Origin of the sequence: Maricaulis maris (genome assembly GCF_049116555.1) — a bacterium.
In the GTDB taxonomy this organism is placed as follows: Bacteria; Pseudomonadota; Alphaproteobacteria; order Caulobacterales; family Maricaulaceae; genus Maricaulis; species Maricaulis maris_C.
In genome coordinates this window covers 376471-402802 of record NZ_JAGDYT010000008.1, presented here as the reverse complement: position 1 = coordinate 402802, position 26332 = coordinate 376471, and the positions used below count along the sequence as shown (strand labels likewise).

General features: G+C 63.4%; 25 protein-coding genes. 1 reads left to right on the top strand and 24 read right to left on the bottom strand.

The genetic code is table 11. The features are described from left to right. Window positions 1–153 precede the first annotated feature (153 nt). On the bottom strand, window positions 154–537 hold the full coding sequence (locus JXQ94_RS12435) for a hypothetical protein (RefSeq protein WP_421924115.1): 384 nt from the start codon (window positions 535–537) through the stop codon (window positions 154–156). 82 nt (window positions 538–619) lie between these two features. On the opposite strand from JXQ94_RS12435, the gene JXQ94_RS12430 reads away from it, so the two are divergent. Continuing rightward, window positions 620–1171: a hypothetical protein gene (locus JXQ94_RS12430; RefSeq protein WP_421924114.1), complete on the top strand. Its 552-nt coding sequence runs from the start codon at window positions 620–622 to the stop codon at window positions 1169–1171. A 210-nt stretch (window positions 1172–1381) separates the two neighbouring features. On the opposite strand, the gene JXQ94_RS12425 is transcribed toward JXQ94_RS12430, so the two are convergent. The 23 genes from JXQ94_RS12425 to JXQ94_RS12315 all read right to left on the bottom strand — a co-directional run bounded on the left by JXQ94_RS12425 (window position 1382) and on the right by JXQ94_RS12315 (window position 26314). Next, entirely contained in the window at window positions 1382–1513 is a 132-nt protein-coding gene (locus tag JXQ94_RS12425; protein WP_421924113.1) for a hypothetical protein, read from the bottom strand. 70 nt (window positions 1514–1583) lie between these two features. Further along, window positions 1584–2000: a hypothetical protein gene (locus JXQ94_RS12420; protein ID WP_421924112.1), complete on the bottom strand. Its 417-nt coding sequence runs from the start codon at window positions 1998–2000 to the stop codon at window positions 1584–1586. Beyond that, complete coding sequence (locus tag JXQ94_RS12415) at window positions 1994–2314, bottom strand: DUF6527 family protein (protein WP_421924111.1); 321 nt, start codon at window positions 2312–2314, stop codon at window positions 1994–1996. The genes JXQ94_RS12420 and JXQ94_RS12415 overlap by 7 nt, the downstream gene beginning before the upstream one ends. Further along, complete coding sequence (locus JXQ94_RS12410; RefSeq protein ID WP_421924110.1) at window positions 2311–3276, bottom strand: transglycosylase SLT domain-containing protein; 966 nt, start codon at window positions 3274–3276, stop codon at window positions 2311–2313. Before JXQ94_RS12410 ends, JXQ94_RS12415 begins: the two co-directional genes overlap by 4 nt. Window positions 3277–3331: 55 nt before the next feature. Then, window positions 3332–3682 carry a hypothetical protein gene (locus JXQ94_RS12405; RefSeq protein ID WP_421924109.1) on the bottom strand — a complete coding sequence of 117 codons (351 nt, stop codon included), beginning with the start codon at window positions 3680–3682 and terminating at the stop codon, window positions 3332–3334. A 63-nt stretch (window positions 3683–3745) separates the two neighbouring features. After that, entirely contained in the window at window positions 3746–4015 is a 270-nt protein-coding gene (locus tag JXQ94_RS12400) for a hypothetical protein (RefSeq protein WP_421924108.1), read from the bottom strand. A gap of 22 nt (window positions 4016–4037) precedes the next feature. Beyond that, the gene (gpJ, locus tag JXQ94_RS12395; protein ID WP_421924106.1) at window positions 4038–13670 is read right to left on the bottom strand and encodes a TipJ family phage tail tip protein; all 9633 of its coding nucleotides are present in this window, start codon (window positions 13668–13670) and stop codon (window positions 4038–4040) included. A 100-nt stretch (window positions 13671–13770) separates the two neighbouring features. Then, window positions 13771–14208 carry an NlpC/P60 family protein gene (locus tag JXQ94_RS12390; protein ID WP_421924105.1) on the bottom strand — a complete coding sequence of 146 codons (438 nt, stop codon included), beginning with the start codon at window positions 14206–14208 and terminating at the stop codon, window positions 13771–13773. A gap of 2 nt (window positions 14209–14210) precedes the next feature. Beyond that, window positions 14211–14708, bottom strand: a complete 498-nt coding sequence (locus tag JXQ94_RS12385; RefSeq protein WP_421924104.1) for a DUF1833 family protein — start codon at window positions 14706–14708, stop codon at window positions 14211–14213. Beyond that, complete coding sequence (locus JXQ94_RS12380; protein ID WP_421924103.1) at window positions 14705–15067, bottom strand: hypothetical protein; 363 nt, start codon at window positions 15065–15067, stop codon at window positions 14705–14707. The genes JXQ94_RS12385 and JXQ94_RS12380 overlap by 4 nt, the downstream gene beginning before the upstream one ends. 2 nt (window positions 15068–15069) lie before the next feature. After that, window positions 15070–17670, bottom strand: a complete 2601-nt coding sequence (locus JXQ94_RS12375) for a hypothetical protein (RefSeq protein ID WP_421924102.1) — start codon at window positions 17668–17670, stop codon at window positions 15070–15072. Beyond that, window positions 17657–17824 carry a hypothetical protein gene (locus tag JXQ94_RS12370; protein ID WP_421924101.1) on the bottom strand — a complete coding sequence of 56 codons (168 nt, stop codon included), beginning with the start codon at window positions 17822–17824 and terminating at the stop codon, window positions 17657–17659. Before JXQ94_RS12370 ends, JXQ94_RS12375 begins: the two co-directional genes overlap by 14 nt. Window positions 17825–17904: 80 nt before the next feature. Further along, entirely contained in the window at window positions 17905–18501 is a 597-nt protein-coding gene (locus tag JXQ94_RS12365; RefSeq protein WP_421924100.1) for a hypothetical protein, read from the bottom strand. Continuing rightward, the gene (locus JXQ94_RS12360; protein WP_421924099.1) at window positions 18501–19508 is read right to left on the bottom strand and encodes a phage tail tube protein; all 1008 of its coding nucleotides are present in this window, start codon (window positions 19506–19508) and stop codon (window positions 18501–18503) included. Before JXQ94_RS12360 ends, JXQ94_RS12365 begins: the two co-directional genes overlap by 1 nt. Window positions 19509–19543: 35 nt before the next feature. Beyond that, window positions 19544–19780 (bottom strand): hypothetical protein, encoded by a 237-nt coding sequence (locus tag JXQ94_RS12355; protein ID WP_421924098.1) that lies wholly within the window; start codon window positions 19778–19780, stop codon window positions 19544–19546. 11 nt (window positions 19781–19791) lie between these two features. Continuing rightward, on the bottom strand, window positions 19792–20286 hold the full coding sequence (locus tag JXQ94_RS12350) for a hypothetical protein (protein ID WP_421924097.1): 495 nt from the start codon (window positions 20284–20286) through the stop codon (window positions 19792–19794). Continuing rightward, window positions 20283–20942, bottom strand: a complete 660-nt coding sequence (locus tag JXQ94_RS12345; protein WP_421924096.1) for a DUF6441 family protein — start codon at window positions 20940–20942, stop codon at window positions 20283–20285. Before JXQ94_RS12345 ends, JXQ94_RS12350 begins: the two co-directional genes overlap by 4 nt. A gap of 13 nt (window positions 20943–20955) precedes the next feature. After that, the gene (locus JXQ94_RS12340) at window positions 20956–21336 is read right to left on the bottom strand and encodes a hypothetical protein (protein ID WP_421924095.1); all 381 of its coding nucleotides are present in this window, start codon (window positions 21334–21336) and stop codon (window positions 20956–20958) included. A gap of 21 nt (window positions 21337–21357) precedes the next feature. After that, window positions 21358–21768 (bottom strand): hypothetical protein, encoded by a 411-nt coding sequence (locus JXQ94_RS12335; protein WP_421924094.1) that lies wholly within the window; start codon window positions 21766–21768, stop codon window positions 21358–21360. 77 nt (window positions 21769–21845) lie between these two features. Next, the gene (locus tag JXQ94_RS12330) at window positions 21846–22883 is read right to left on the bottom strand and encodes a major capsid protein (protein ID WP_421924093.1); all 1038 of its coding nucleotides are present in this window, start codon (window positions 22881–22883) and stop codon (window positions 21846–21848) included. A 33-nt stretch (window positions 22884–22916) separates the two neighbouring features. Continuing rightward, window positions 22917–23285 (bottom strand): head decoration protein, encoded by a 369-nt coding sequence (locus JXQ94_RS12325; RefSeq protein ID WP_421924092.1) that lies wholly within the window; start codon window positions 23283–23285, stop codon window positions 22917–22919. A 41-nt stretch (window positions 23286–23326) separates the two neighbouring features. Beyond that, complete coding sequence (locus tag JXQ94_RS12320) at window positions 23327–24835, bottom strand: S49 family peptidase (RefSeq protein WP_421924091.1); 1509 nt, start codon at window positions 24833–24835, stop codon at window positions 23327–23329. A 12-nt stretch (window positions 24836–24847) separates the two neighbouring features. Beyond that, window positions 24848–26314, bottom strand: a complete 1467-nt coding sequence (locus JXQ94_RS12315; RefSeq protein ID WP_421924122.1) for a phage portal protein — start codon at window positions 26312–26314, stop codon at window positions 24848–24850. Between the last annotated feature and the right edge of the window lie 18 nt (window positions 26315–26332).

The following is a 26332-nucleotide window of genomic DNA, read 5'->3' as shown; positions in this document are numbered from 1 at the left end:
CCCCATCGGAGGCGCGAGCGAAGCGAGTTGCCGTGAGATCAAGGAGAAAAATGGCGCACCGGGGAGGATTCGAACCCCCGACCCCTAGATTCGTAGATAACGGTGCGGGCTATTAAATCAATAGGTTAAAGGTCAATCTCCCTCAGGCGCCCCTCAACCTTCGTCAGTCGCCAATTCCCACATAGACCAGGCCTGCTCCGCGCGCGGTTTGTAGGGTTGGACATCGTCCATCCATTGCGCCACTCGCCGGCCAAGCGGGTCTTCTGAGAAGAACGCATCGAGCGCTTCCTCGGTATCCTCACCTTCGGCCAGCCGGTCGCGGACCAGGACCAGGACCGCAAGCTCTTCATCGATGTACTCGGCATACGCATGACGGAACCTGGTGCAATGCTCGCCCGCAAGCCGACCTGAGGCGATCTCCCCTTCGCATGCCGGCGCCGTCATCGATGCCAGGCGAATGGCCGCCAGGCCACGATCAAGGTCGAGTGGCGCGGCGGGTTGAGCCTGCAGAAGAAGGGCCACAATCAGAGCGTTCATGTCGCTACATTGACTCCGACGAACGGCTCCCGTCAACTTCGCGCCAACGAACGGCGTTCGTTGCCTTGGAGAAGTGCCTACTATGACAGCCCCATTTTCGATCGAGAGCGCGCTCGGCGCGTTGCAAAAAGCTCCGGCGGTCATTCTGCTCGCCGTGACCTCTGGCCTGGGCACGCTGATTTATCTCGATCTGAGACCGGATGTTGCCTGGCTCGATCTCGGACTACTCATGCCAGTGGTCGTGGTTTTCTGCGTTCTGGCGGGAGCGATAGGGATTGGGAAGATCGGCGCTGAGGGCGTAGCCGCATACCAACGGCACAGCGCCGAGACGAAATACGAGAAGAAACGCGTCAACGAGTTTAAGTCGCTGAGGGCCGCGCTGCTGAGCCTGGACCGGCCTGCGATCGAGATTCTGTTTGAGTGCTATAATCAGCGCTCAACCACGATCCGGCGACCGCAGAGTGACGCCGGCGTGGTTCAACTCCATCAACGCGGATACGTTCGATTTTTCGAGGAGGACTACGATCGCGAACATCGCGGACGGGTTGGCGTCTACTTCCTCGCAGACCAAATCGCAGAGCATATCCGTGAACGAGACTTCTTCGGCGCCGCGCTCGGACGGGCAAAGCAATGACTAGCCCCCACATCGCAGGCTACCACTTCACCTGCAGCACGTGCGGCCATCGAGCTTTTCGGCGACGGGAGCGGCCAACGCCGGAGCAGATCCGGAACGCAAGAGAAGCCGCGCGATGCCGATGTGGCGCGCGCGGCTCTATCGAGTTGATATGGGATGGCGGCTGGAACGGCGATCAGATCGCGACGTTCGAGCGCCACCTGGAAGGGCTTAGTCCGGTGGCGGCCGGCTAGCCAACACACCCGCCCAGTGATCCTGGCAGGCCCTGGCGATCGCCGCATTGAAACGTGAGATCTCGCCGTTCTCCGCCGCCTTGTCGCGCCAGTCGACACCAGGCTGCATCGGCGTGTCGTCCCGAGGAGGCGTCAAGCAGGCCGCCGGCGGCGACGCGATCTGCTCCTGGACGATCCTCTCAATCTCCCGGATCTCCGGATCCAGGCTCGGCGGCGGTGAAACCGAACGCGGCGTTGTACACGCCGACATCGTCAGCATGAGCAGGACAAGAGCGTGTCTCATCGAAAGCCCTCCGTGCGTTATCAGCCGCTTGAGCGGCCGCTTGGATTTCAGCGATGAAGGCCTGGTTCTGCTCGGCCTTCGCGGCGCGGTCGGCACCGAGTATCCGCTCGGTCTCGACGTTGTTCCTGGCCAATCGGTCGGCCTCATCGGTCACCCGATCAACGACTGCCTGGTAGTTCGCGGCCGCCTGATCGATGCGCTCGTCGAGGCGGCCTTTGTTGTAGATCAGCGGCAGGGCTACTAAGGCCATAACGCCGACGACGACGGCGCCGGCGATCGCGCCGCGGACCATCGATGGGATCTTGCTCAGCATGAGACCCACTCCCCGTCTTTCAACCAGCCGTGCCAGCGCTCGAAGGTCTTGCCCTGGCCGGTGGTGCCGAGTTGACGAACAGACGGCCGCAAGGTCGGCCGCTCAAGATCGCCGTTGAAGAACCAGGACGGCCCGCTACCCGATCGCGGAAGAAGTGGACAGGTGCCGTAGCTCCCGTCGGGCAGGCGCGCGATCAAGTCGCGCTCACCGCCCTCTTCCTCGATGGTGAAGGAGCCAACCGGATGGCGATCGGTATAGTCCCACTCGTCAGGCGGGACGTAACGCGCCGGCGCGTTGTCGCGGTTGGTCTTCATCCGCTGCCCTCTAGGATCTCCGCCGGGGCAGCCCGCGGAGATCCTGACGCCAGCTCGCGCCACCAACGCTCGGTTCGCCGAACGTAGGTGATCGTCTCGGCCGAGTGATGGCCGGTCACGGTGGGCAAACAGACGGAGACCTCACGCCAATCGCGCGCTCCGCCGCACTTCCCCTGGGCTCTGATGATGTTCCCGGCCCCGGCATTGTAGGAGGCCAAGCCCAGTCGCCATCGCTCCAAGTCGGGTCGTGGCGAACGCCAGACCGCCATCTGGCGCATCATGTAGTAGGCGCCGGCCTCGATCGCGATCTCGTCGTGCGGCGTCGCCTGAAGCCGTAGCGCCGCCGCGGTCTCGGTCCAAGTCGCGGGCATGAACTGGGCCAGGCCGGCCGCACCGACCGGCGATCGCGCCCAGGGATCGCAGAGGGACTCCTGGTAAAGCTGTGCCGCCCAAGCGTCCGGATACTGGAACGCTCCCCAATATAGCTCGACGGCGTCCTCGATCGCGTCCCGGTAGGGGTCGCAGGCGTCGAACCGAGCAGGCCAAGCATCTCCCCCCGCGAGCTGCATAGGATGGTGCATAGGATCTGCATAATTATTCCGCGATTGGGAAACCTCGATCTCCGGCCAGGCCGCCGGCGATGGCGGCTGACCGAAGGCCGAACCCACGATCAGGCCCAGGCAGATGAACAAAGAACCGAAGAAGATTGCGGAGGGGAGCGCTTGCTCCTTGATGCGATCGAGCACCGCCTCGTACTTGATGCTCAGCGCCGCGATGAACGTGACGAGCCGAACACAAATCATCAGCGTGACGACCGCGGCGATCGCGGTGGTCATCTTGATGAGCAGACCACCGGCGACGAAGGTGTACACCCCGCCTATCAGGAGGGCCGCGACGGCAACGACCGCAAGGGTCAAGTTCCAGGTCAACGGGCCGGAAAAGAAACGCTTGAACGCGTTCATGATAGATCCTTTCAGATAGCAAAGCGGCCGCCCTGGGCGGCCGTTTCAGCGTCGTTCACTGTGTTGGGTGGTTCTGCGTCCACCAAAGAACGAACATGACTACGAGGGCGCCGATCGCACCCGGCGGAACGAACATCCGCAGAAGCTCGTAGAAGACCTTGCGGAACCGATCCGCACGAACCTTCACCTTCTCATCCACACCATCCTCGATGGCCTTGGCGATCTCGATCGCGCGCAGCCGGCGGAAGATCTCATCTCGCGCCTTGCGAGCTTCCTCCATCTCCCGCCTCAGAGTGTCGAATCCGTCGGCCGTTTCATCGGCCAATCGGTCGACCTGTCCACCCAATGCCCCGACCTCACGCAGGATGTCGTTGTGGTTGGCGTCCTTCGTTCCGTCTCGGGCCATTTACCCCTCCCGTACAGGCACAAAAAAGCCGCCCTTGGCGGCCACTCCCCGGCGCTGATCTGACTAAGCTTCGGGATCCGGATCCTCTTCCGTTTCGATCAGCGGCCGGATGTTCTTATCGAACTGATGATCGGCCAGCTTCTTCAGAGCTTTCAGCTCATCTCGAAGCTGAGCGTCCGCGTCGTTGGTCACGACCAGCTCATCGACCAACGCGCCGATCTGCGAGTAGCAGGCCGTCACCTCGGCCAGGACCGCGCCGTTGTAGGCGGCGGCGTCGGCCGCGTTACTGTCCCGGAATGCCGCGCGGGCGGCGGGATCACTGAAGTCTGTCATCGCGATATCTCCTTGTTGATCGCTAGGTTTCGGTCAGATCGGGCGTGTGAGTTCGCACCGAAAGAACCACGTTTTCGAGAGCCTGATCGTCGCGCAGATAGCTCGGGCTCCAGGTGCCGCCGAAGACGCAGTTGCCTCCGGAACGGTCGAGAGCATCGATCTGCACCTTCGCTTTGACGCCTCGGAGCACCTTGGACCCGTTCACCCAGGGGTACCCGGTCGCGACCTCAGGCTCTCCGGTTTCAAAGAACGGAACGCGCTTCAGGTAGTTCGTTCCCGTCGCGGGGCCTCCGCCGGTATTGGCCGCGCCGCCGACGTCGAATTCGATGGTGTCGTAGGGGTAGGTTTCCGCCTCGGTGTCGTCGTCGTAGACGGCGATCAGCCGGACGCGATGCCAGAAACAGAACCACTCGAACGCATTGTACCGGTGCTTCAGCAGGTAAGAGAGCCGCGGCTCGATGAGCCCGCCCACTTCCACCGGACACTCGGGCGTCGTCAGGTTGAGAAGAGTCCAGTAAGTCGCTTTCGGCGCGTTGGTGTCTGACACCGCCGAGCTGAGGAAATCATGACTGGAGACTGACGCAGTCTTCCGGGCACCGAGGATGCCACCCGCCAGGGCGCGAGCATGAAGCGCATAGGTTCCGTCGTCGAAGTTGAATTCTTCAAGCGGATTTCCAGCCGCGTCATAGGCGAAGCGACCCAGCTTGCCGGTGCTCGGATGCTTGCCGTAACAGGCGCGCAGGATGCCAGGGCTCCCGGTGTACATCGTCATCGCCGCATCATCGGAGAGCCGAAGCTCTTTGATGATGTGGACGATCTGATTGACGACCTCCATCGCCTTGAGATGAGACCCGCCGCCAGCTGAGTTGTAGAAGTAGAGCGCCTCAGCCGCCTGGACGATTTGCGAACCACCTTCGCCGGCGAGCAGCTGGACCAGGGCCGGCTCACCGCCGGCCGCCGCGACCAGGACAGACCAGATCGCCGAATTCGTTTGAAGGCTCGCGATCGCGGAAGCGTGCTGATCGACCGTCGCGCCGACCTCGTAGATCTCGACGATGACACGCTGGACGATCAGGCCCTTGCCGGCCGCTGACGTGTCGGCATTGATCCCGATCCACTCAGACCCGTCGAGCGTCGACATGTCGGTCGGCGCATCGATGTCGTAGTCGAACCGATACCAGGCGAACGACGAGGTCGGCGTGAAGTCCTGCCAGGAGGAGTTCCCCTCGCCATCGGTGGAATAGGCAACGGCGAACTCGGCCGTCGCATTCGATGCCGGTTTCTTGGCCAGAACGGACACGCGCACCTTCCGGCCGGCAACGGCGCGTTCGCGCTCGGCGCCAAGGTTTGTTCGAACGCCGTCCGTCTTTCCGCCATCGGTAGGAGAGGCAGCCGTCGACGTGCACAACATGCCTTCAGCATCGGCCGCCAGCGTCATGTCCGCAGTCGGTTCTTCCCAACTGCTGATCCCCTCGGCCAGGAAGTCATGATCGTAGACCGTGGCGCCGACCATTTGTGCCGCCAGGCTCGCGGAAGTGGCCGCCGCCTGTGCGTCGGTCGAGGCTGCAGATGCGCTCGATGATGCCGCGGTCGCCGAACCCGCGGCCGAGCTGGCACTATTGCCCGCGTTCGTTTCGGAGACGGCAGCGTCGCCGGCGGCCGAGGACGCCGTGCTCGCACTCGCGGCGGCATTGGATGCTTCGGTCTGCGCCGTCGCGGCGCTCGAAGACGCGGCGGTTGCGTGACCGCCAGCGTCCGACGCCGAGGCAGATGCATTGCCCTCGCTCGTCAGAGCGGCCGCGGCCGAGGCGGCCGATGCCCGTTCGCTGGTAACCTCACGCACGGAAATCGAGCCGATGCGACACTGGCCAACCGTACCGTCGGTGCCGTCGGTGTCCGTCCGAAGGTGCGGCCGGAAATAGTAGGCGCCGGCGTCGAACTTCAACTCGGCGTCGGTGTTCTGGCCGCCCATCGTTACCTTGCGGGTGATGACGCCATCCGCGACTTCAAAATTCGCAGAGGATGTTTGCAGGTTCGAGTCGAGGGTGGTGTGACCGGCCGTCGCCGAATAAAGCCCCACTCGGTACCAGATCGTAGAGCTGCCGTCGGTGTCGACCGTCGCCTTCAGGACAACGGTGATTTCCCAGACCTTGTCCGGGTCACAGAGCAACCATCCCTCCGGCGCGATCGTTTTGTTCGAGACGGCCGGAGGCTCGGCGTAGTTGCCGAAATCCGGATCGTCATTGCCGTAGGTGTAGTTCGTAAACGGGTCGTTGATATCCGGCTTGCCAGAGCCGCCGGCGCGCCAGAAGAGCCCGCCTTCCTCAAACGAGTTGGGGAAGAGCAAGGTCGCCGTCATCGACGCGTCGTCTCGTGCAGCCTCGGCGGCAATGCGCGACACCTCAGATGCCGAAGCGGACGAACCGGCAGCGGTGGCATGCGTGCCGGCTGCCTGCTCGCTCGTAAGAGACGCTGCGGCGGAGCTGGCGGCGGCATTGCGCGATGTGACGTCTTCCCAGAAGAACCGCGCCAGCTCAAACGTTGCCGAACCGGTTCCGTTCGCATTCGAAGTGTGTAGGCGCGGGCGCCATTGCACTGCACCGTTCGTGGTCGGCGGGATCGTGAGGACGGCGGTGAAGGTCTGCCAACCGTCTGACGTCTTCAGATCGGACGTAACTTGCGTCGCCGCGGCCGAGAAGACGCTATTGTAATTCTCATCGAGACCCTGGATGTAAAAGGTGATCGGGCGGGCGGCGCTGCCGCCGGACACGAGCTGGACCATAACCGTGAACTCGATCTCCTGGCCCTCATTCCAAGGATGCACGGTTTTCGGATACCAATTGCCGGAGACGCCGGCGGCGAAGTCCCGCTGCCAGACGTCACCAATATTGGGCACCGCTACAACCAGACCAGTCGCGACCCCCAGGCTCGCGGGATCTCCGCCCGCTGAGGTGCGCCAGCGCGCAAGATCACTAAAGCCTTCAGGAACGATGCCGGCGTAGATGTCGGCACGCGCCCCATCATGGCTCGCGTCGGCCGCCAACTCGGACGCATTGGCTGCGGCGGCCGAAGTAGACGCTGCATCAGCGCTCGCCTGAGCATTTGACGCCGAGGTATTGGCGGCCGTAGCGCTGGTCGATGCATCGGTCGCTGAGGTGTCGGCGGCGCCCTCCGATGCGCTTGCAGCTAGGGCACTCGACGACGCGGCGGCGGCCGAGCTGGAGGCGTCGGTGGCGTGGCCAGAGGCGGTCGCGGCAGAGCTAGCGGAAGACGCGGCGTGATAGCCGGCCGCCAACACCTGGGCCGGCGAGAAAGATTGACGCAGGTCGGACCGGTAGCCGATCGCGTTGTACTCGTGTCCGTCGTCGTCATTCGTCCGCAAAAGGAACGGCCGAGATCCCGTGAAGAGGAAGGGGCCGTCCGACCACTGCAATCCGGTGCCAGGCTCGCCGGACTCGGCGCCGAAGTCCTGTTCGTCCGGGCTGGTGAAGGCGGCACCCGCTGCAGCGGTAATCGTCTGCTTGATTGTGCCGGCCGCGTTGCGGATCTCGATCTTGGTGTCCTCCTCGATCATCACGACCCGGAAACCTTCCAGGTCATGATTGAGCAGGTAGGTGTCACCGAGCGCTTCAACCGGCATGGAAGTATCATCCTCCGACCCGTCGCCGTCACCGGTGTCGCGAGCGAACAGCCCGACACCCTCCGCCGTAACCTCCGAGGCGTACGTCCCGCCCGTGATCGCGTCGTGGTGCGTAATGGTGCCGGCAATCTTAAAGGCATGCGGATTGAGAGCGCCGCGACCCCACACAATCTGACGGGCTGCTGGCCAGACGACATGATTGTCGTTGTTGCTGGCCGAATGGAGCGCAACACAAACCGGCCCGGTCGCCTTGAAACGCCAGACCCGAGAGACCGATGGATCTTCGTCATGGCTGAGGGTGACAGCCTGGCCGGCTGGAACATCGACGGTGTAGAGCGGCGAGGTGAAGTCGTCCGTGTCCATCGCGACGGCGACTCGGGCGTCGACATGGGGAGCGAAGAACACGAACGCGGCCGGATAGTTTCTGTTCGTGTAGGTGACGAACTCCGTGCCCGCTGCGACGACAGGGACGCCGGTCGCGCCGAGATTGAGCGGTTTGACGACGAACGGCTTGTCGGCCTCCAGTACATCGCCGACGTCGACATCCGCCGCGAAGAGCGTGTGCGTGTCGTAGGCGTTCGCCAGGGTCGTGACCAAGACGCCGTTCTTGAAGAGCTGTGTGTTCGGCTCGAAAGCCGTGATGTCGTGACTCTGATCCTTCGTCACGACGACCGGCGACATCGCGCCCATCGACATCAGATCACGGCGCACTTGGACACGCTGCACATCGGCGGCGACCTGGCTCGCTTCCGCCGCGGTGGCGGCAGTCTCGGCGTCTGTCGCGCTTGTGGCGGCCGTGGAGGCCGATCCAGCGGCGGCCGACGCATGGGAAGCCGCGGACGCCTCCGCGCCCTCAGCGCCCGTCCTGGCGCTCTCGGCCGCGGTCTGCGCGGTTTGGGCGGCGGTCGCGGAATTACCGGCGTCGGTGGCGCTCGTCGCGGCGGCCGACGCGCTGCCGGCAGCCGCGGTCGCCGAATCTGATGCATTGGTCTCGGCACCGAGCGCGGAATCGCGAGCGCTCTCGGCCGCGACCTGGGCGGTTTGCGCTGCCGTGGCGGAGTTGCCGGAGGCCGTCGCTGACGAGGCGGCCGCGGATGCGTTGATGGTTGATGCTCGAGCGGCCTCGAGCGCGCTTGCGGTGGCGCCGGTGATATCCGACAGCTGCCCGGTCGACGAGATCTCGAAATTGTCGAACTTGATCGCGGCATTGCCGGTCACGAAATTGTAGGACTGCAGCTCACCGTCGCCGTCAAGCGCGCGGATCCAGACCTCAACCTCGGCGGTTTCGGCTGGCAGGACATAGCTCGCCACAAGGTCGTGATCGCCCGGTGTCCCGCTCGTATTGCCCGCGTCGATGAAGATCTGAGCAGCCGTGTCGGTGTGCACTTCTTCGATCAGATTTCCGGCGCCGTCGAAGCTGCGGAAGAGGAGCTGCGCATCATCCTCCGCCATGAACGTCTCGTTGACGGGATTGCGAGATCCCGGCCAATCATTGACGCTGGTGACGCCGTGAACCCAAACGCTCGCAGTCAGGGTGTCGCCGGCGGCCGCGCTGAAGCGCTTGCCGAGCTGCCAGCAGCCGGCATCCGTCGTATGGCGACCATAGCTGAGGATGGACCCGGAGCCCGGCTCGACGTCATCATCATAGTATTGAACTTTACCGGCCTGGCTTCCGATGAGCCCCTCGAACATCCAGCCGGCCGGCACATCTGTTGAGCCGTCCTGGCCGTCCTCGAACGACGCGTTGATCACACCGGACGAGGCAATGACAGCCCCGTTGAAATGCGACTGAGCGTTTTGCTCTGACGTCGCGGCCGCGGCGGCCGAGTTGCCGGCATCCGTTGCATGGCCGGCCGCTGTCGAGGCGCTGCCCGAAGAAGCGGTGGCCGAGTTGGCAGCAGCAGTCTCCGAGCCTTGAGCGGCATCCCGAGCGGCCTCAGCTGCGACCTGGGCCGCGCTGGAGGCCGAAGCCGATGTCGAGGCCGCGCCAGACGCCGCGGTCGCGCTTGATGCCGACGTAGCGGCCGCGGAGGCGTGATCGGCAGCCTCGACCAGTTCGGTCACATCCCGAAGGTGCAGCTCAACCAACTGGACCGTCGCGTCCGATTGAGGCGTCGAGGTCGGGTTCACTCGCAAGTGAGGCCGGAACCAGACCGCGGCGACGTCCAGCGTCAGATCGACTGAGAGCGTCACGTCGCTGGCACCGATCAAGATAGAATGCTCGATGACGCCGGTCGCGGAGGTGGTCTTGGTGCCTTCCTGATGGTTGGAATCGAGCACCGTCGACTGGTCGTCCTCGAAGGAGTAGACGCCCATCTTGTATTTCAGCTCGTCCGTCGCGCCATCGTCGACGATCTCGAAGCGAGCGATCGCTTCCCAGATTCGACCAGGCGCAACGCGAACCATTCCGCGCGTGCCGATCGCATGGTTCTGCGGACCCAGGACAGCCGCGCGGCCGAGCGAGGTGTGATCAGCGAAACTCGTCCAGCCGGTGGCGTTATCCGGCGAGCCACCGAGCGAGGAGGTCCAGTGGTCGCCTTCTCCGTCCATCGTTGCCGGGAGAAGATCTCGAACAAGGTCAGAGACGATCAGCTCGCTCGCAGCGGCGGCGACCTCCGATTGCGACGCCGCGGTGGCCGAGTTGGCGGAGTTCGTCGCGGCGGCCTCAGCCACGTCCTTCGCGGTTTCTGCGTCGGCCTGGGCGGTCTCCGCCAATCCCTGGGCGGCTTGCGCCGCATCGCGGTAGGTCTGCGAGGTATCGCGCGCCGCTTCGGCCGCCGTCTTGGCCGCCTCTGCAGCGACCGCGCTCGCCGCCGCTGACGCCGTGCTGCCATACGTCGTTACCAGGCCCGCTATGTCGTCGATCACAGTCTGGGCAGGCTGGCCGGCGAGCGCGGTTGCGTCTGTTGCGACCAGCTCGCCTGGAATCGTGACGGCCGGCACCTCTACCCGCGGAGCCGATCGCGCGCCGCGCCGGGTTACGGCAGTGAAGCCGTAGTCGAAGTCGCCGCCAGGAGGTTGAGCAAGGAATTGGGCCGGGTTGGTGGCGGGCAGGATCACCCCCGACGAACGCCATTCGCTGGCCTGGGCATCCTTCGGCTTCCGCTCAACCAGGATGCCTTCAATGCGGGGATCGGTTGCTGCATCACAGACGAACAGCGCACCCGGAATTTTCTCACCAGCCGCACCGGTCTCGGTCATTGGCGTCACAGTACAGCCGGTGGGCACCGGAACATCTGTGAATGACGCAACGTTCAAGACCAGAAGGGGATCCGAGCGCTGACGATCCGTGCCAACGGCGACGATTTGGAAATCATATTCCCGGCCAGGCACACCGGCCGGCGCCACCAGGACGCGCCCCTCGGCCGAGATCGGCGGCAAAGCTGAGAACGCCTTCGCCTCGCTGGCTTCAGGAGACTGGCGCCAAGACACCTCAAACCGATCAATCTCAGGCTCAACACCCTCGGCAAAGTCGAAGCGGATATAGATCCCGTCCTCGTCCACGTTCGAGCCGGTATGAACAGGCGCCGCCGGCCGCGCATATCTCGGATAGGTGATGACCGGCGAGTGTGCCGGCACGGCGCCCAGCTCGGCCGTGAACCGCGTCGGAGCGTAGGCGACAGCCTCGATCGACGCATTGAAGTCGAGCGCGCGATTGATGTTCTTGATGAGGATTGGAACTGTCTCCAAGCCCACCTCACCAAACGCGACGACGTCGCCGGCGCCTGGCACATCGCCCGGATCCGCAGGAGCAACCAAGCTCAGGACACTCGTCGTGCCGACCTCGGTTACAACATCGACGCCATCAGGCACCGTCACACGAGCCACACCACCTTCGTCCACAACATCGCGCCAGCGGATGCCGTACGATTTACCCGCCTCCATTGTGAAGTCTGCATCGAGCACCAGGGATTCGACGTCACCGCTACCGTCTAACGTCACGCTTTTGACGCGCGCGGAGCCCAACCCGACCAACATCACCGGATGCTCGGCGAGAGCGTAGTGACCCGCCCGGGAGGCTATGGACTCGATGTCGTTCTCGAACGTGTATCGTTCGGTCTGGAGCTTGGCCGTGTACATCCAGAAGCGAGCTGCGCGCCAGATCTGCTCCGGATCCGTTATCCCAGGAAGCTGAAGCTCTTCGATCGCAGTTGCCTCGACCGTGCCGGCCGGCCCGCCATTGGCTTCACCCAGCAGATCATAACCGTCCGCGTAGACGATCATCTCGTCTTGTGACCACCCGTTGTCCTTGTTGACGAACGGAACGCGGAGCGCATGGATCTCGGACGGGAAGGTCTTTGTGATCTTGAAGTTGCGAACCGTCCGGGCCGTGAAGAGCTGACGAGGACCATCAGCTCTCGGCCCATCGATGACGACCGAGAGCTTGTCGCCGATCTTTATCGGCCGCGCCCGCGCGGCAGCACAGATCATCCGCGCCGCCTCAGCACGAGTGATATCGGACGCGAAGACGTAATCGAACTTGAAGCTGTTTTCGTCACACCACTTCCAGAACGCCGCCCAAGCCGGCCAGTCGATCTGATCATCGGAGCGCGGATTGGACGCGTGTGGACCGCGATAGAGGTAGAGCGCGAGGTCGGCGTTGTTGCTGGACACGCGTTCGGTCGTCCAATCCGCGGCGGTTACCAGGCTAAGATCCGCGTCCGGATCGTTGGCGATCGCGGTCGACAGACTGGGCGGACAACGACGCGCGACACCATTTACCTGGTCGACGATGCCATTGAGCTGGTCCGTCGCCTTGATCCGCAACGCCATGGTCGCCAGACGTTTCTCTGGCACCGGATCCGTCGGCGCTGTCGAGCGCAATGCTTCGAAGTGCACTTCGTCACGGATCTGATTATCCGACGTATCGGTCGTGATCCGCCGCACCTCGACTTCATACTGACCTTCAGGCACAGCACACCGCATCGTTCGACGCACGGGCTTGCCCGGCTCGGACCCCGCGAAGTTGACCGAACCACTCGGCGCACCGGCGTTGGCGACCTCGTTGATGAACTGATTGATGTCAGGAAAAGCGACGAAATAGTCTGAGCGCGTGGTGCCCAAATTGGCGGTTGCCGCGTTGGCGCCCGGCGCATCTGGCCGCGCGGTTTGCCAAGCGACCTCGCCGACCGGCCGATACCGCATCTCCACGCTGACAGTTTGACTGCCGAACGAGCCATCGTCGTTCACCTTTCCGAGCCCCTGGCGGAAGCCCAGGATGCAGGTCACCTCCGTCGTGCCAGGCTCAGTCGTGCGACTTACCCAACCGCCGGCGTTCGATAGGAGAGCGCCGACCTGCTCGGTATGCGGATCATTGGCGTAGAGGGTGTGATCGGGCGCACCCTCTTCGAGGCGAAGCTCGATCTCGACGCCGTCGTAATTGCCGATCGGTGTCTCACCAATCTTGATATCGTCGAACTCGATGCCAACCGGACCCAAGCTGTAGAGGATCCGCCAGTACATATCGTCGCCGACAATCTCCTGGACGGGCTCACCCATGACGTCTGGGCTGATCCGGTGTTCACCCATCGGGAGAAGCACCGCCTCACTCCGTCGAACCGCGTTGCGACCGCCATCGATCGTGTAGGTCGTGCCCGGCCGATCTTGCTGTCGGACGCTTGGCGTCGGCGGCGGGATGAGTGCGTTGATGAGAAGATTTCCCACGACCATGATCGTCGAGGCGGCCGCGGCGGCCCAGAAACTGGAAGCGATCGCACCGCCGGCGCCACCACCGACCCAAGTCGCGACGGCGATCACAGCGACCTGGAGCAAGGTGCGCAGGAACTTTTCGCCGTCATCGCCACAGGGCCGCACGAAGACATTGATCAGATCACCATCGCGAGGCCCGACATCGGCCCAGGTCGCACGGTCGACCTCCCGACCGTTCAACTCGACGACGACGTAGCTGCGAAGGACAGGATCCGGGATCCCATGCTCAACGATTTCCGCGACGGTCCAGGTATCAGGAACCGCGATCGCCCGGGCGGCGCGATCTGCGAACGGTCGGGCGGCCAAGACCACAGATCGCTCACCTTCGCCAGGCAGCCGACTATCTGGCTCAATAACCTGCGGCAGCGACTTCAGGGTCGGTCGATCATATGGGGACGGAGATCCATCAAGCGGGGACAAAGTAGCCCTCCAAGCGGCCGTTCCAGCCCGTCTCATCCGACAGAGATTCCACCACGGTTCCGGTTGATCGGAGCGTGTGCAGGAAGTTTCCATTGCCGAGATAGAGACCGACATGAACCGGGCGGTCATCAATACGGAAAAGAAGGGAGGCGCCCAGGCAAGGATCTGCCTCGCGCCACCCTTCGCGGTGGTGATTGATCAAGCCTTCCTGGATCCGGAACCGCTCTCGCCGGCTCAGGTTCGCCAGATCGGCGGAATACGAATGAGCGTGGCTGTCGACCTCGACACCGAAGTGATTAGCCAGGCACCAGTGATTGAGCCCCCAACAATCCCAACCGGACGCCGGGTTTCGGCCGCGATACCGAAACGGGATCCCGAGATAGGGCACATGCCATCCACGTGGCGGCACGCATGGAAAACTCATGTCTAGGTGTGCAGGGCCGGCGCGAATGCCGGCGTGTATCGCCAAGCGATCGCGGGCTCGTTGTCGTCGTCACGCACCGCGAGTGTCGCTGAGATCTCCAGCTCGTCGCCGGCGGCGGACACCAGCTCAAAGTCCGGATAGGACCGCTCGACGACGTCCGGATTGGACGCCAGCACGACTTCGACAGTGACGATCGCCGGCGTTTCGATCGAGCGCAGGACGGCGATAATCGCTTTGTCGACATTGTCGACGACGATCGAGACGGCGCCGCGAGCATCGTCGCCCTCGTCTGGCTCGACCAGGCCGAACCCCCAAGCTCTGTAGGTGTCGCCTCGGGAGACGATATCGGTCTTGTTCGAGACGAGGCGCAGCGGCGCAGTGATACTGGGATACTGAAGCGCCAGCGCAGCCAGATCCGGGTGATCGATACTGAGAAGTGCCAGATAGACTTCGGCGGTCTCGGCAGCGAGCGATTGCTCCAGGAAGTGAACTGTCGTCATGGCAAGATCTCGATCGCGATAGTGACATCGATGAGCCCACCCTCAGCGGGGCGGGGCTGGTAGGGCTGACCGCCCACGAAACGGGCGGTTACGGCCGCGCCGGTGAGAGGTTCCACCCAGCCGTCGAAGCTCAACGAGCCGAACGCCAGATCTCCCTCGAACCAGGGCAAGAACTCGTCTTTGTATTCCGCACGGGTCCACCGGAAGGTGACCACGCCACCGCGGTCCGGGTTGGTGTAGCGCGGCCGTTGCTTCGCCGGTCCGCGATCCACCGTCGATCGGATGACATTGTCCGTGCCGTCGATCGCGTGATCGTCGCGAAGGGTTTTCTTGCTGAGGTCTTGAGGCCAGGTAGGCATGGTCACCGTCCGTTGGCGCTAGGTGATAAGCCAAAGCGCTGGTTGAGCACATGATCGAGCGAGCCGTCGGCGACCGACTGCTTCGTCTCCTGGCGCAGAAACGCCGAGATCTCGCGCTTTCCGTCCGACGAACGGCGTTCGCTGGAGCGAACTTGCCGCCCCCGCTCGTCGACGAGCCGGATTGTCATTTCATCGCCTGCGGCCCCGCCCACAGGCACAATCTCGACGGGGCGGTTCAAAGCGCTGTCCAGCATGCGCATGACTGTCGAGTTGTCCTGCGCGGTCCAGACACGCTCGTTTGTGCGCATCACCGCCAGATGTTCGTCAGAGGCCAATCGGCGCTTGACGACCGCGTTAGCCGCTACCGTCGCGTTGTTGACCGGACCAGCGCGGTGAAAGGTGGGAATGGAAACACCGCTGGACGACGTCGTAGTCGTGCTGGAGCTGCTGCCGAAACCGAACGAACCAGCGATGCCCTGGGCGATTTGAGCGAGGTAGCTGCCCCATCCCTGGGACGCATCCGCAGCGCGGATCTGCTCGATGATGATCTCGCGCAGAACAGCCAGGGCGACCTCGCCGAGGTCATCCCATGTCGAGACCTGCTTCCGGAGCACCTGCTCCAGTAGCTCGTTCTCAAACCGCAGCCCCTCGACGCCCTCGGCCGAGCGTTCGAGCATCTCGCGATAACGCCGCAAGTATTCATCGGCCTGCTCGAAGGAGATCTCGCCAGCCGCGACCGCAGCGTTGACCCGTTCCTGTTCTTCTGCGAAGCGCTCCGCCACCGTGGCCAGCTCTTCGCGGACCCGAGCCGCCGTCTGAAGGACGGGATCATTGGCCTCGTACACCTCGCGGGCCGCAGCCACAGCGCGGGCGTGAACGCGCTCGGATATTGCGTTCTGTTCCAGAAGGTCGTTGAGCTGTTCGAGTTGCCGCTCATAGCGCTCAAGCGGCGTCAGCGATTGCTCCGTCACCGCCGCGGCCCGGCGGGCGGCCTCGGTCGAGGCCTCCAGGGAAGCCCGATAGTTTTCGAGCGACTGGGTGCGCTGCTGATCGGTCAGGACGCCAGCCTGCACCAGCTGGTTTAGCTGATGTTCCTTCAGAGTGAGAAGGGCTGTGAAATCACCCAGCTGCGCGCGCGTCTCTGCAGCCTGGCGCTCCAGTTGAGCACGACGACGGACAGACTCGTTGTCGGCCAGACGAGCCCGCTCTGAGGCTTCCAGTCGCGCCAATTCCTCATCGGACGCGATGACGCCAGCCTCTCTCGCCCGCCGCAACCGATCGAGCGCGTCAGCCAGCTCCTCTGCACGCGTCCGACTGCGCGCCCTGGCTTCGGCGACATAGGCCTGCAGCTCCAGTGTCTCGCGGAGATTGCCGGTATCACCGTCATCACCCGCCGGCGTGTCGTCGTTGCGGCCACTCAGCTCGGTCCGCAGACGCTCAGAGCGTGCGACCAGGTGGTTGATCCGATTGTCGATCAGCTGCAACCGACTGTCGAAGCGGTCAGCACCCTCGCGGAGGAAGTGGCCCGCTTCGCGATCGACGGAGAACTCACCGTAGAACGTCTCCCAATCTCCGCGGACCTGCTCAAGCCGCCGGTTTCGGCGCTCGACTTCATCGAAGATCTCTTGCTCCGTTCGGCGCAACTGCACACCAAGGCTTCGCGTTGCGCGGTCTTCAAGTTCGCGGGTCCGGTCGAGCACCTCAGACAAGCCGAGCGAGAAGTCCCGCAATGAGTTCGTCACACCAACGATGACGGGCGCCAGACCGATAAAGGCCTGCTTGAGATTGACATCAATGATGTGAGACGCGACCGATAGCTCGGTCTCCATCTCCTCAGCTCGGGCGAGGATGTGCTCGTCCACCACCGCGCCCATCTCGCGCGCGGTGTCGATGATGCCTTGAAGCCCGGATTCCTGCTCAGCCAGCATCCGCGCGACCTGGAGGCCACTCTCGCCGAAAGCGGCTGTGGCGAGGATGTTGCGCTCCTGCTGGGTCTGCGCCTCCTGAAGCGCTCGGATGTATCGATCGAGCTTGCCCTCCATGGTCTCAATCGTGGCAATCTCACGCAGGAGATCAGGATGAGACTGCCTCAGGATCTCCGCCATCTCACCCCGACCCGTTGCGGCCCGAGAGGAATTGCGCGCGAACGCGACCATGGCGGTATTGAGCTTTTCAAGGGGAACGGTTTCTTCGATCGCCAGGGTCCGCAGAGCCTGGAACGCATCGGTGCTGAGCCCGAGATCGCGAGCGGCCTTGGCCATCTCATCGAAGACTCGCGTCGCCTCGCGGGCGATGCGCATGCCTGCCGCCAGAGCGGCCGCAATAGCAGCGACGCCGGCAGCGGCGGCGATGCCGGCCGGGCCAAGCGACTGGAGCGCTCGACCCGCAATGCCGGCACGGCCGCCCATTGACTGAAGCTCCCGCGACGTTTCCTTCGCAGCAGCGTCAACGAACTTGAGACCGCGACCGGCCTTCTTGCCGGCCCGCTCGATTTTGGACGCCGCAGCCTTACCCTCGCGGCCCATCCCGCGAAGCGCTTCCAGCACGTCCTTCTTGTTGAGCACCTGCAGTCGCAGGCGCATGTCTTGATCACGCGTGCTCATCGGTCTCTTCAGGCTTGCTCTCACCGATGGCCATCAGCCGGCCAGTCTCGATCTGCCGCAGGCAGAAACGGACGCGGTTCAGATCGAGATCTGGATCCGCGTCGATACGGGAAAGCGCTTCAACGATGTTCAGTCCGGTGACGACACCGCCCATGCCCGAGCGAAGCCAAACACCGGAATCGGATGCGGCCGCCCAGGCCGCGTCACCCTCGATCGAGAGCGGTTCGTGGACGATCAGAGGGCAGAGTCGGGCTTTCCCGGACTCGGCGGTTCCTCGGATGGGGAGCCCTTCGGCGCAGGGCTCTCCTCGGTCGTGGCAACGTCCGCAGAAGCCGTCGGAGCCCCATTGCCACTTGGCTCGACGGCGGAGGCGTTTCCCTCTTCGGCCACGCCCGCTTCGCGGGTCAGTGCCTTGGCAAGGAAGACCTCTGAATAGGTGACGTCCTGACCGGCCTTCACATTGATCATGAAGAGCTGGGCAATTGCCCGACGGGTCGGCTGCACCTCTTCCGCCGGCTGGCCGTCCGGTAAGTCAAAGCCGCCCCACGTGACGATCGACATGAACCCCAGCTCCACCGCGTAGAGGAGCAGGCCGGTGCCGGCCATGACGTTGAGGTCTTCCTGGTCGAACAGTTCGCCAGGCGCACAATCTTCCAGGCCGTAGTCCGAGAGAGCCTCGCCCGCATTGGCGATTTCCCGTGCTGCCCGCTTGGCCCGCCGCTCTGCCGCATCTTTGTGATGCTGATGTAGCTGGCGAGTTTCCACCCAGATGAGTTCGTCCAGCGAGATCCGGGTAGGACCTCGCTGGACACCAATTCGGCGACGCCCCATCAGCCCGTCACCGCCGTGATATCAAGCTGGTTCTTCAGCGTAACGGTGAGCATCGGCTCAGGCGTGCCACCATCCGTCCGAGCACCCGTGATGTTGGTGTCGAACTCGTAGACGCCATTATCACCGCCGGTGTCTGCTGTGATGTTGGGCTCAGATCCGTACGCGCGTGGCAGGGTCAGGGTGAGCAGTTGCGTAGCCGACTTCCGGTACTCGACTTCATACTTGAACGTGGACTCGTCGTCCTGAAGCAAGTCGAAGACAGCGTCGGCGCCAACACCCTTTTGAAGCCGGAACTTCGGGTTGCCTCGAAAGCCCACATCGCCCGGATCCAACCGTCCGATCGTATCGCTGTCATCGCTGTTCATGCGAGACGCCAGGCCATTCGAGAACGTGTGCTGCCCGCCGACATGCTCGCCGGCGATGACATCGTTGATCTTGGCGACGCCGATCGATGCTGGGCATTTGGCGCGCGGCGGTAACGCAATCGCTGCGCCCGACGAGGACGCACCACGATAGAGCCGGTTCCGGCCGATGACGTTCACCGACATGCCGCGATACCCGTCGCTCTTTTCCGTCCCGAAGACCAGCTCGTTGACCGCCATTGAGAGGCCGAACTTGTACTTGTCAGACCGGATCATCTGATCCCAGGAGAAGAACGACAGCGCGTCAGCGCCAGACTCGAACACGTGGGTGAAATTGCCGCCGCCTTCGTCCGTTGTCTGTGGTGCGCCCAGGGTGAAGTAGAGCCACCAGAGCGCCTGGTTGAAGTCGAGGTTCCAATTGATGCCACCACTGACAGAGATCAGACCCGGCGTCGGATCACCCGGATCCCGGTCGTTGTGGCGATCGCCACCCATTTCCGGATCCGGTTGTTGGCCCGATTTCGAGCGGCTGATGGATTCGCCCGTGAAGCTCAGCTCCTGATAGTTGCCAGAGGCTTCGGTATCAAAATCAGCCTGCGGCTTGGCGAAGCAGCGGGCAGCGCTTTTGCGAGGCGGTGTAGCCATTGAGATGTCCTTCCGATGATGGAGTAGGTGTCAGATCAACGCCCGGCGATGCCGCGGTCGTCGTCGGTCACAGGGCGAGCCTGGCCCGCTGCGATGGCCTTTTTGGCCTGGGTGGCCGTGAGGCTTGCAATGCGCCCCGGCCGTACGGGCCGGCCCTTGGCCTTCACCCCGTCCTTCAAGACCACCACGTCCTCCCGGCCGGAGCCGGTATCTTCGGTCACAGTGGTGTCATCGACCGGAGCGGATCCGGCCGTCTGGTTTTCGTCTGTCATGATGTGCTCCGTCAGCCGATGTAGGATTTGGCCGTGAGGAGCATCCGCAATGGGATGATCACAGCCTTGATCTTCGGCGCCCCGGAGAGCGCCAGGTTAGCGCGACGCGGCATCTGGATTTCCAGATCGTCAACCGCGCCACCCAGGAAGCGATCCGCCTGCAGTGCTGCAGCGATTGCTTCCATTCCCGCGTCGAAGAGCGCCTCGCGCTCGTCGTTCTTGTTGTGCTCGACGATCCACTCGATCTGGGCGTTCTGATAGAACTCGTGATCGGCATGTTCGTCTTCATCGCTGGCCCCGGACTCGATGCCCAGCGGGTCGCCATCCTGGTCGAAGACATTGAGAAACACTCCGCCATCGACCTGATTGCCGCCACCTTCAAACGAGGTGAAGGCGTTGACCAACGGTTCGTTCCGCTTCGGCTCAGGAAGAGGGTTGGCGCTGTCCTCGGCCGCCGTCGTCAAGCGTGCCATGAGAGCCTGATAGGCGGCTTCGACCTTTGTCATTCACCTAACTCCCGCGTTAGCTCGCCGGCGACGATGCCGAAGAACTGGCCCTCGATCTGCTTGAACTGACCCGCCACGTCGATCGCTCGATCGAGCGAGACCTGAGGGACAAGGAAGAAGAGCGGAACGTCGGCCGTGCCCTGGCGAAAGGCGCCGGATTTGGTCTGATGCTTGCGCTTTCCGAGCCGGCCGGTTCGCGTGATCCCGGCCTCTCTGGCGACGGCGATGATCGGCCGGTGCGCAGTTGCTGGGATGAAGTCGATGTTCTCGAATCCGACCTTGCTGATGACTGACTTCACGAGGCTATGGCCGCCTGTCGGCGCGCGTCTGTCGGCCGGCGATCCCGGGATTGGGATCCACATGAACAGGGCATTTCGAACACGGATCGTCTCGCCCCGCGCATGCGTTGAGAGAACCTTCTCCCCCCACTTCGTCGCGTGGATGACGACGGCTGGGTCTGATGCCAGAGAACCGCGCTCACGCGGGTAGAGCGTGTATGCCCAGCCACGACCGGCATCGCCGAGCTTGCTCTGAGTGTGCCGGCGCATCTTGCGATAGCCCCACTCGCCGGCGCTCTCGATGCCACGGCGGGCGCCCCGGCGAACCGCCACGCCGAGCCGATCTTCATAAGCTTGGAGGTCGCCCTCCAAAGCCATCCGGAGGTCGGTCCTACTCACTCTTGACGACCTTGCAGGTCACGATCCGGCGGGAGGCACCTTCCAACAAGGGCTCCTCCTGCACCTCAAACTCGATACCGGTCAGCTCATCGTCCGGTGTCGTGATCCGAAACCGGCCACCAGGTTCGACCGCGGTCACACCCAGCTTGATCAGCTCTCGAACCCGGACCTCGATGATGGTGACCCTGGTCTTCATCGGCGCCGACAGCACGCTTTCGCCGCCGATTACGTCATCACGTGACGAGATCAGAACCCGACAGGCAACGCCGGCGACATCTAGATCCTCGCCTGGCTCCGCATAGAGGGCGGCACGAGCACCGAGGCCACGCTCAAAGAGCGTGTTGTGGAGACGTTCCTCGTAGTCAGTGACCATCGGTGCTCTTCCCCTCCCGCGTTACGGCTGAGCCGTCTCGCTCTGGATCGCCTTGAGCGCAGCACCCATGGCGGCCTGGCGCTCTTCATCTGAAAGCTCGTTCCACCCAGCGACCTTCCGGTTGGCGACGCTGTAGTACGCTCGCGCCAGAACTTTACCGACCGTCGTTTGACCACCTTCGAACTCGATGACCTGGTCGCGGCCGTCAGCCGGCGCCGCAGTCTTCGGTGCGTCGTTGTGGTTTTCCTCCGGCGTCGCGGACTTCTGGACCTTGCGGGCACCAGCACCCGGCGCCGTCAGGAAACCGCGCTTCACCAGGCGATCGCCTTCATCGGCATCGAGTTTGATTTCTTCGCCGACTTCTTTGTACTCCCCGCCCTGGCGCATGCGCCCCATGGCGACGGTGTAGGTCTTTGTCTTAGCATTCGACATAACTGTCTTCCTGAGATCAGAAACACGAAAGCCGCCCGGAGGCGGCCTTCGTGTCTCAGTGAGTTTTGACGTCAGTCCTAGAGGACCGTCGCCGCGAGGAACGCGTTGGCCCGCGGTGTACCGATAAGCGGCGCGGACTGCGTCAGCATCTCGCGACCCGACGGATCGAAGATGAGACGCGACTTCGTGAAGTACTCCATGGCCTGGAGACCCGCTTCCTCGTCGAGGATAGCGCCGAAGTAACGGATGCCCTGGGCTTCCGGAGAATTGGAGCCCATGAACACGCCATCGGCCGGCATCACATCGTGAAGCTGACCATCGGTGCCGCGGTACTTCTGGACGTAGACCCAGAGGCGCACCTCGTTCGAACCGAGAACACCCTTCAGGACCGCACCTTCAGCGGCGAAGGCCGTCAGCTCGGCATGCGATGCCGTGCCGCGGTTGTCCATGTTCACCAGTTCTTTGAACTGAGGCGACTTCCGGAACTGTTTCCAAGCGTCCTTACCGAACACGATGTCGGTCACCTGGACGCCGGAGTTGGCCAGGACAGTGTCCGACCACTCTTCCAGATCATCCATCGGATCGATGTCCGTTTGACCCCACCGGTCAGCACCGGTCAGGACGACGGTGTTGCCGGCGTCGCGGCCAAAGTCGACTTCGATCGCATCGAAGCCTTCACCATCGACCAGGAGCTTGCCGTCCTGCAACACGTCCGAGGCCATCAGCTCGAAGCGGATGTTGAGGCCTTGAACCTGTTTCTGCATCGTTTCAGCGATGCGGCGACGGTTGCGAGCTTCCGGCGACTGGTTGTCGTCGCCGCCGATCTGCTCGCCGATCTGGCGCTTCAGCGCCGCGGCCGGAGCCAGGCGACGCTTGTCCTTCACATAGGCAGGCGTGAAGGTCTTGGTTTGGTAGCCGCGCTCTTCAACAACCTTGCCTTCAACGACAGGGCTGCAGAACGGGGCAGGACGCAGGTCATCTTCCTCGATGTCCCACTTGATGTCCTCAGTGGGCGACTGGATGAGCTGCTGGAAGAACAGCGACAGCAGGAAGTTGTTCGGGCGGCGAAGGCCACGCGAAACGCCTGCCAGCACGGTGGTGCTATAGAGATCCATCTCACATATCTCCTGGATCTTGCGGGGCTAGGGCTAGGCCGGCACCGCGTCGTAAAGGAACAGACCGCGCTGAGCGAAGTCCTGGCGAAGGGAGTCGGCTGTGTGGCCGGTTCCGAACGTGAGGCGGTTCGCATTGAACCGTCCCGCGAAGTAGACGATCGCCGACTTGGCGCCGCCGCTAGCGTCGCAATCCTCGGCAAGAACCGCGGATGCGACTTCAGAGCCGTCTCCGGCACCAGTTGCGGACAGCGTCCAATCGCTGCCCGTGATTTCCCCGAGGACCGCACCGGCGCTCAGGTTTTGACCGTTCTCAATCGTCACGGTCGCGGTGAATTGACCTTCGGTCGACACGAGGATGTCGTTGAGGTCCAGCGGCGTTTCCGCCGTTGCAGAAGGCTTCATTGGGGTACTCCTCTGTGAAGCGTGAGCGGGTTCGGGCGGCGCTAGCTACCCTTCTTCGGCGGTTCCATGCCCGCATCCCGGAGGATCTGGGCTGCCAGGGCATCCGCCTCAGTGGCATCGCCGGACGAGCCCGAACTCGCCTGGACGTCATTGGCCGCGGCCTGAGCCGCGTCCTCGCCGTTACCGCCACTTTGGGCAGCCGACTTCATCAGCCTGTCGAACCGAGCGGTTGTCATCCCGGGCGTAAACGCCAATTCGACAGCATGAGGCATGTTTCGCTTGGCCGACTTCCGGCCGAGCAGAGTTTGCGGATCCGCCGCCTGGGCGGAGTCGCCGTTGGCCGAGGCCTCGGCCTCGTCTTCGTCGTCGTTGGCTTCAGCCTCATCCTCTTCCGAGTTGGCCTCAGCTTCATCGTCGTCGTTCGCCTCAGCCTCATCCTCTTCGGAATTGGCTTCAGCATCGTCGTCCTCATTGAGAAGATTACGGATCTTCTCAATCGTATCCTCGGCGGAGGCGGTAGCCGCTTTGTCGCCCAGGATGCCCAGCAGCGCTGCTTTGAGCTTTTTGCCCATGGTTGCTGTCTCCTTCTTCGATGCGGCCGCAGCGTGGCTCGTCGCCTTCACGTCGGAGTTAGCCTCCGCCGTCGGGGCTGCTGCGGCCTGACCGCCCCCGTTCCCAAGTTCTGTCGCACGCGCGAGCGCGTCCTGGATTGTCCCGATCTCGTCGACGAGGCCTTGCTCAACGGCATGCTCGCCCCAGAAGACATCGGCCTCCTGGCTGCGGTACTGACCCTCGTCCTGACCACGCGCGGCGGCCACGAACTCGAAGAGCGCCGACGCGCTGTCATCGATGTAGGCCTGGATCCGCGCACGGGCATCCGCGTCGAGTTTCTTGAAATACGCGCCGGCGGTCTTGTGCTTGCCGGACTCGATTCCGGTGACAGTGACCCCAGCCTTGCGAAGGAGACCGGCCTCTTCCGAGTGCACGAAGACGGCGCCCAGGGATCCGACCTTTGCCAGCGGACCGGCGATAACCTCATCCGATGCGCAAGCGAGAAAGTAGCCGGCCGATGTGGCTCGGGTCTGCGTAAAGGAGATCATCGGCTTGCCGTCATTGCGCCCCGACATCTCAAGCAGTGCGTCAGCGCATTCCCGACAACCGTCCACGACGCCGCCTGGCGTGTCGTAGATGATCACGATCGCGTCCACGCGCTCGTCAGCCTGCGCGGCGATCGCAGCCTCCTGGATGATGTCGTAACCCCAACTCCAGATCCGACCATCCCAGGACGACCGATAGCCGTAGGTGAAGAGCATCCCGCTCACCGGAATGACGCCGACGCGATCGACGATCGTATATCCGGCCTTCGTGTGCTCAGTGGCTTCGAGCGTGCTCGGCAGACTCATCCGAGCGGCCCCAAACTCCCGGAGCCAGGATTCGCCACGATCGCTTTCAAGCGCCCGCGACAGGGCGGTTAGCGAAACGCCTGCTTCGGCCGGACACAGGAACGCCGGCCCGGAGAGGATCTCCCCGAGGTGTGCAAAGTCTGTCATGTCTGTCTCCGTCTACGCGGCAGGGGCACTCGCGATCGCGCCTGGATCGACCGGCGTAACGCCGAGACCCAGCGGACCGAGCCGCTCGTTTTCCTCATCGAGCTGGTCGAGGAGGTCTTCCCATTCCTCACCGCTTTCCGCGGCGATGTTCTCCAAGGTGCGAAGGCCGCCACTTCGGGCGAGCAACTGCGCCTTGATCTCTTTCTCGGGATCCACATAGCCGCGGGCCGGACCGATCACGATGAACCGAAGCCAACCGCCCAGACACTCGTGGAACATCGGCGCCGAGGCCGGCAGGTCCAGGACGTCTGCATCGAAGATGTCAGCCAACGCGTGGTGATAGATGGGCGACACTACCTGTTCGGCGAACATGCGCCGGCGGGACGTTACCCACCGCCAGACCTCGTTCAACGCGGCGCGAGCGGATGAGTAGTTGGTGTTCGACCAATCCATCGACAATTGCTCGTATGAAATGCCCAGCGTTGACGCCATCAACTGAAGGAAGGCCGCACGGAACTGCGCGAAGTCGGCTGTCTCCCGTGCCTCTGTATTGAGCTTCACACTGTCGCCGGGCATCAGCACCGCCGCCCGGGTATCCCCGAGCATTACCGGCGCTGTGCCGTAGTGGTTGGCGCGCTGGGTTTGCCAGGCGCTCGCCGGGCTCTTTGTCCCTAGCCCACCAAGCGCTTCGGCCACCGCGAGCGGGTCGAAGTTGCTCTCCACGAACGCACCAAACGTCGCGTTGAGCACTTTGTTGGCAAGCTCGGCATCATCGAGCCGGCCGAGCTGCTTCATCGCCTTCATGATCGGCGCAAAGTCTGGGATCCCGCGCGACTGTTCTGCGCGCTTTGGTTCGAAGGCATGAAGGACCAGAGGCTTACCGCGGGCCGTCTCGCGAGGCACGCGCTTCCAGTCGTACGCCGTTCCATCGGCCCAAGGATCCAGAGGATCGCCTTGGCGGATGTTGTAGGCGATCGGCGCGTCCCAGTCGTCGAACTCGATCCCGGCACGTCGCTTACGCGTATCGGGCTCCTCGTTCGGGTTACTGATCCGGATCGGATCGATGATCTGGATGGCCGTGCGAACCATGAGATCGCGGCGAGCCGGCCGACGCTTCAGGACAGCCGCGCACTCACCACCGGAAGACCACTCTCGCTCCAGGAGCCGAAACAGTCCGCTCAGCGACAACCGTCGCCGGGCATCGCACAGTCGCCGCGGATCATCAGCCCAGGCATTGAAATAGCCACGCAATGCGCGGTTCACCGAACGGGCTTCTTCGCGGCTCAGGCCAAGCGCATCGGCGTTCACCTTCGGCACGATGCGAAGGCCGGCACCAATGACGAGATCCACTCGCTTCTGGACTGAGGCCTCGGCCGCCGGCTCATTCCGAATGAGGTCCTGATTGCGACCATCGATCGCGTCGCGCTCGTACGCCATCGCGCCATCCGCGGACACAGCAATCGGGTTCCACCCGCGCATTTCCTGGCGTTGCCGTGA

Coding starts and splice junctions, on each gene's coding strand:
- JXQ94_RS12435 (WP_421924115.1), bottom strand. CDS start 537: ATGAACGCTCTGATTGTGGCCCTTCTTCTGCAGGCTCAACCCGCCGCG.
- JXQ94_RS12430 (WP_421924114.1), top strand. CDS start 620: ATGACAGCCCCATTTTCGATCGAGAGCGCGCTCGGCGCGTTGCAAAAA.
- JXQ94_RS12425 (WP_421924113.1), bottom strand. CDS start 1,513: ATGCAGCCTGGTGTCGACTGGCGCGACAAGGCGGCGGAGAACGGCGAG.
- JXQ94_RS12420 (WP_421924112.1), bottom strand. CDS start 2,000: ATGCTGAGCAAGATCCCATCGATGGTCCGCGGCGCGATCGCCGGCGCC.
- JXQ94_RS12415 (WP_421924111.1), bottom strand. CDS start 2,314: ATGAAGACCAACCGCGACAACGCGCCGGCGCGTTACGTCCCGCCTGAC.
- JXQ94_RS12410 (WP_421924110.1), bottom strand. CDS start 3,276: ATGAACGCGTTCAAGCGTTTCTTTTCCGGCCCGTTGACCTGGAACTTG.
- JXQ94_RS12405 (WP_421924109.1), bottom strand. CDS start 3,682: ATGGCCCGAGACGGAACGAAGGACGCCAACCACAACGACATCCTGCGT.
- JXQ94_RS12400 (WP_421924108.1), bottom strand. CDS start 4,015: ATGACAGACTTCAGTGATCCCGCCGCCCGCGCGGCATTCCGGGACAGT.
- JXQ94_RS12390 (WP_421924105.1), bottom strand. CDS start 14,208: ATGAGTTTTCCATGCGTGCCGCCACGTGGATGGCATGTGCCCTATCTC.
- JXQ94_RS12385 (WP_421924104.1), bottom strand. CDS start 14,708: ATGACGACAGTTCACTTCCTGGAGCAATCGCTCGCTGCCGAGACCGCC.
- JXQ94_RS12380 (WP_421924103.1), bottom strand. CDS start 15,067: ATGCCTACCTGGCCTCAAGACCTCAGCAAGAAAACCCTTCGCGACGAT.
- JXQ94_RS12375 (WP_421924102.1), bottom strand. CDS start 17,670: ATGAGCACGCGTGATCAAGACATGCGCCTGCGACTGCAGGTGCTCAAC.
- JXQ94_RS12370 (WP_421924101.1), bottom strand. CDS start 17,824: ATGGGCGGTGTCGTCACCGGACTGAACATCGTTGAAGCGCTTTCCCGT.
- JXQ94_RS12365 (WP_421924100.1), bottom strand. CDS start 18,501: ATGGGGCGTCGCCGAATTGGTGTCCAGCGAGGTCCTACCCGGATCTCG.
- JXQ94_RS12360 (WP_421924099.1), bottom strand. CDS start 19,508: ATGGCTACACCGCCTCGCAAAAGCGCTGCCCGCTGCTTCGCCAAGCCG.
- JXQ94_RS12355 (WP_421924098.1), bottom strand. CDS start 19,780: ATGACAGACGAAAACCAGACGGCCGGATCCGCTCCGGTCGATGACACC.
- JXQ94_RS12350 (WP_421924097.1), bottom strand. CDS start 20,286: ATGACAAAGGTCGAAGCCGCCTATCAGGCTCTCATGGCACGCTTGACG.
- JXQ94_RS12345 (WP_421924096.1), bottom strand. CDS start 20,942: ATGGCTTTGGAGGGCGACCTCCAAGCTTATGAAGATCGGCTCGGCGTG.
- JXQ94_RS12340 (WP_421924095.1), bottom strand. CDS start 21,336: ATGGTCACTGACTACGAGGAACGTCTCCACAACACGCTCTTTGAGCGT.
- JXQ94_RS12335 (WP_421924094.1), bottom strand. CDS start 21,768: ATGTCGAATGCTAAGACAAAGACCTACACCGTCGCCATGGGGCGCATG.
- JXQ94_RS12330 (WP_421924093.1), bottom strand. CDS start 22,883: ATGGATCTCTATAGCACCACCGTGCTGGCAGGCGTTTCGCGTGGCCTT.
- JXQ94_RS12325 (WP_421924092.1), bottom strand. CDS start 23,285: ATGAAGCCTTCTGCAACGGCGGAAACGCCGCTGGACCTCAACGACATC.
- JXQ94_RS12320 (WP_421924091.1), bottom strand. CDS start 24,835: ATGACAGACTTTGCACACCTCGGGGAGATCCTCTCCGGGCCGGCGTTC.
- JXQ94_RS12315 (WP_421924122.1), bottom strand. CDS start 26,314: ATGCGCGGGTGGAACCCGATTGCTGTGTCCGCGGATGGCGCGATGGCG.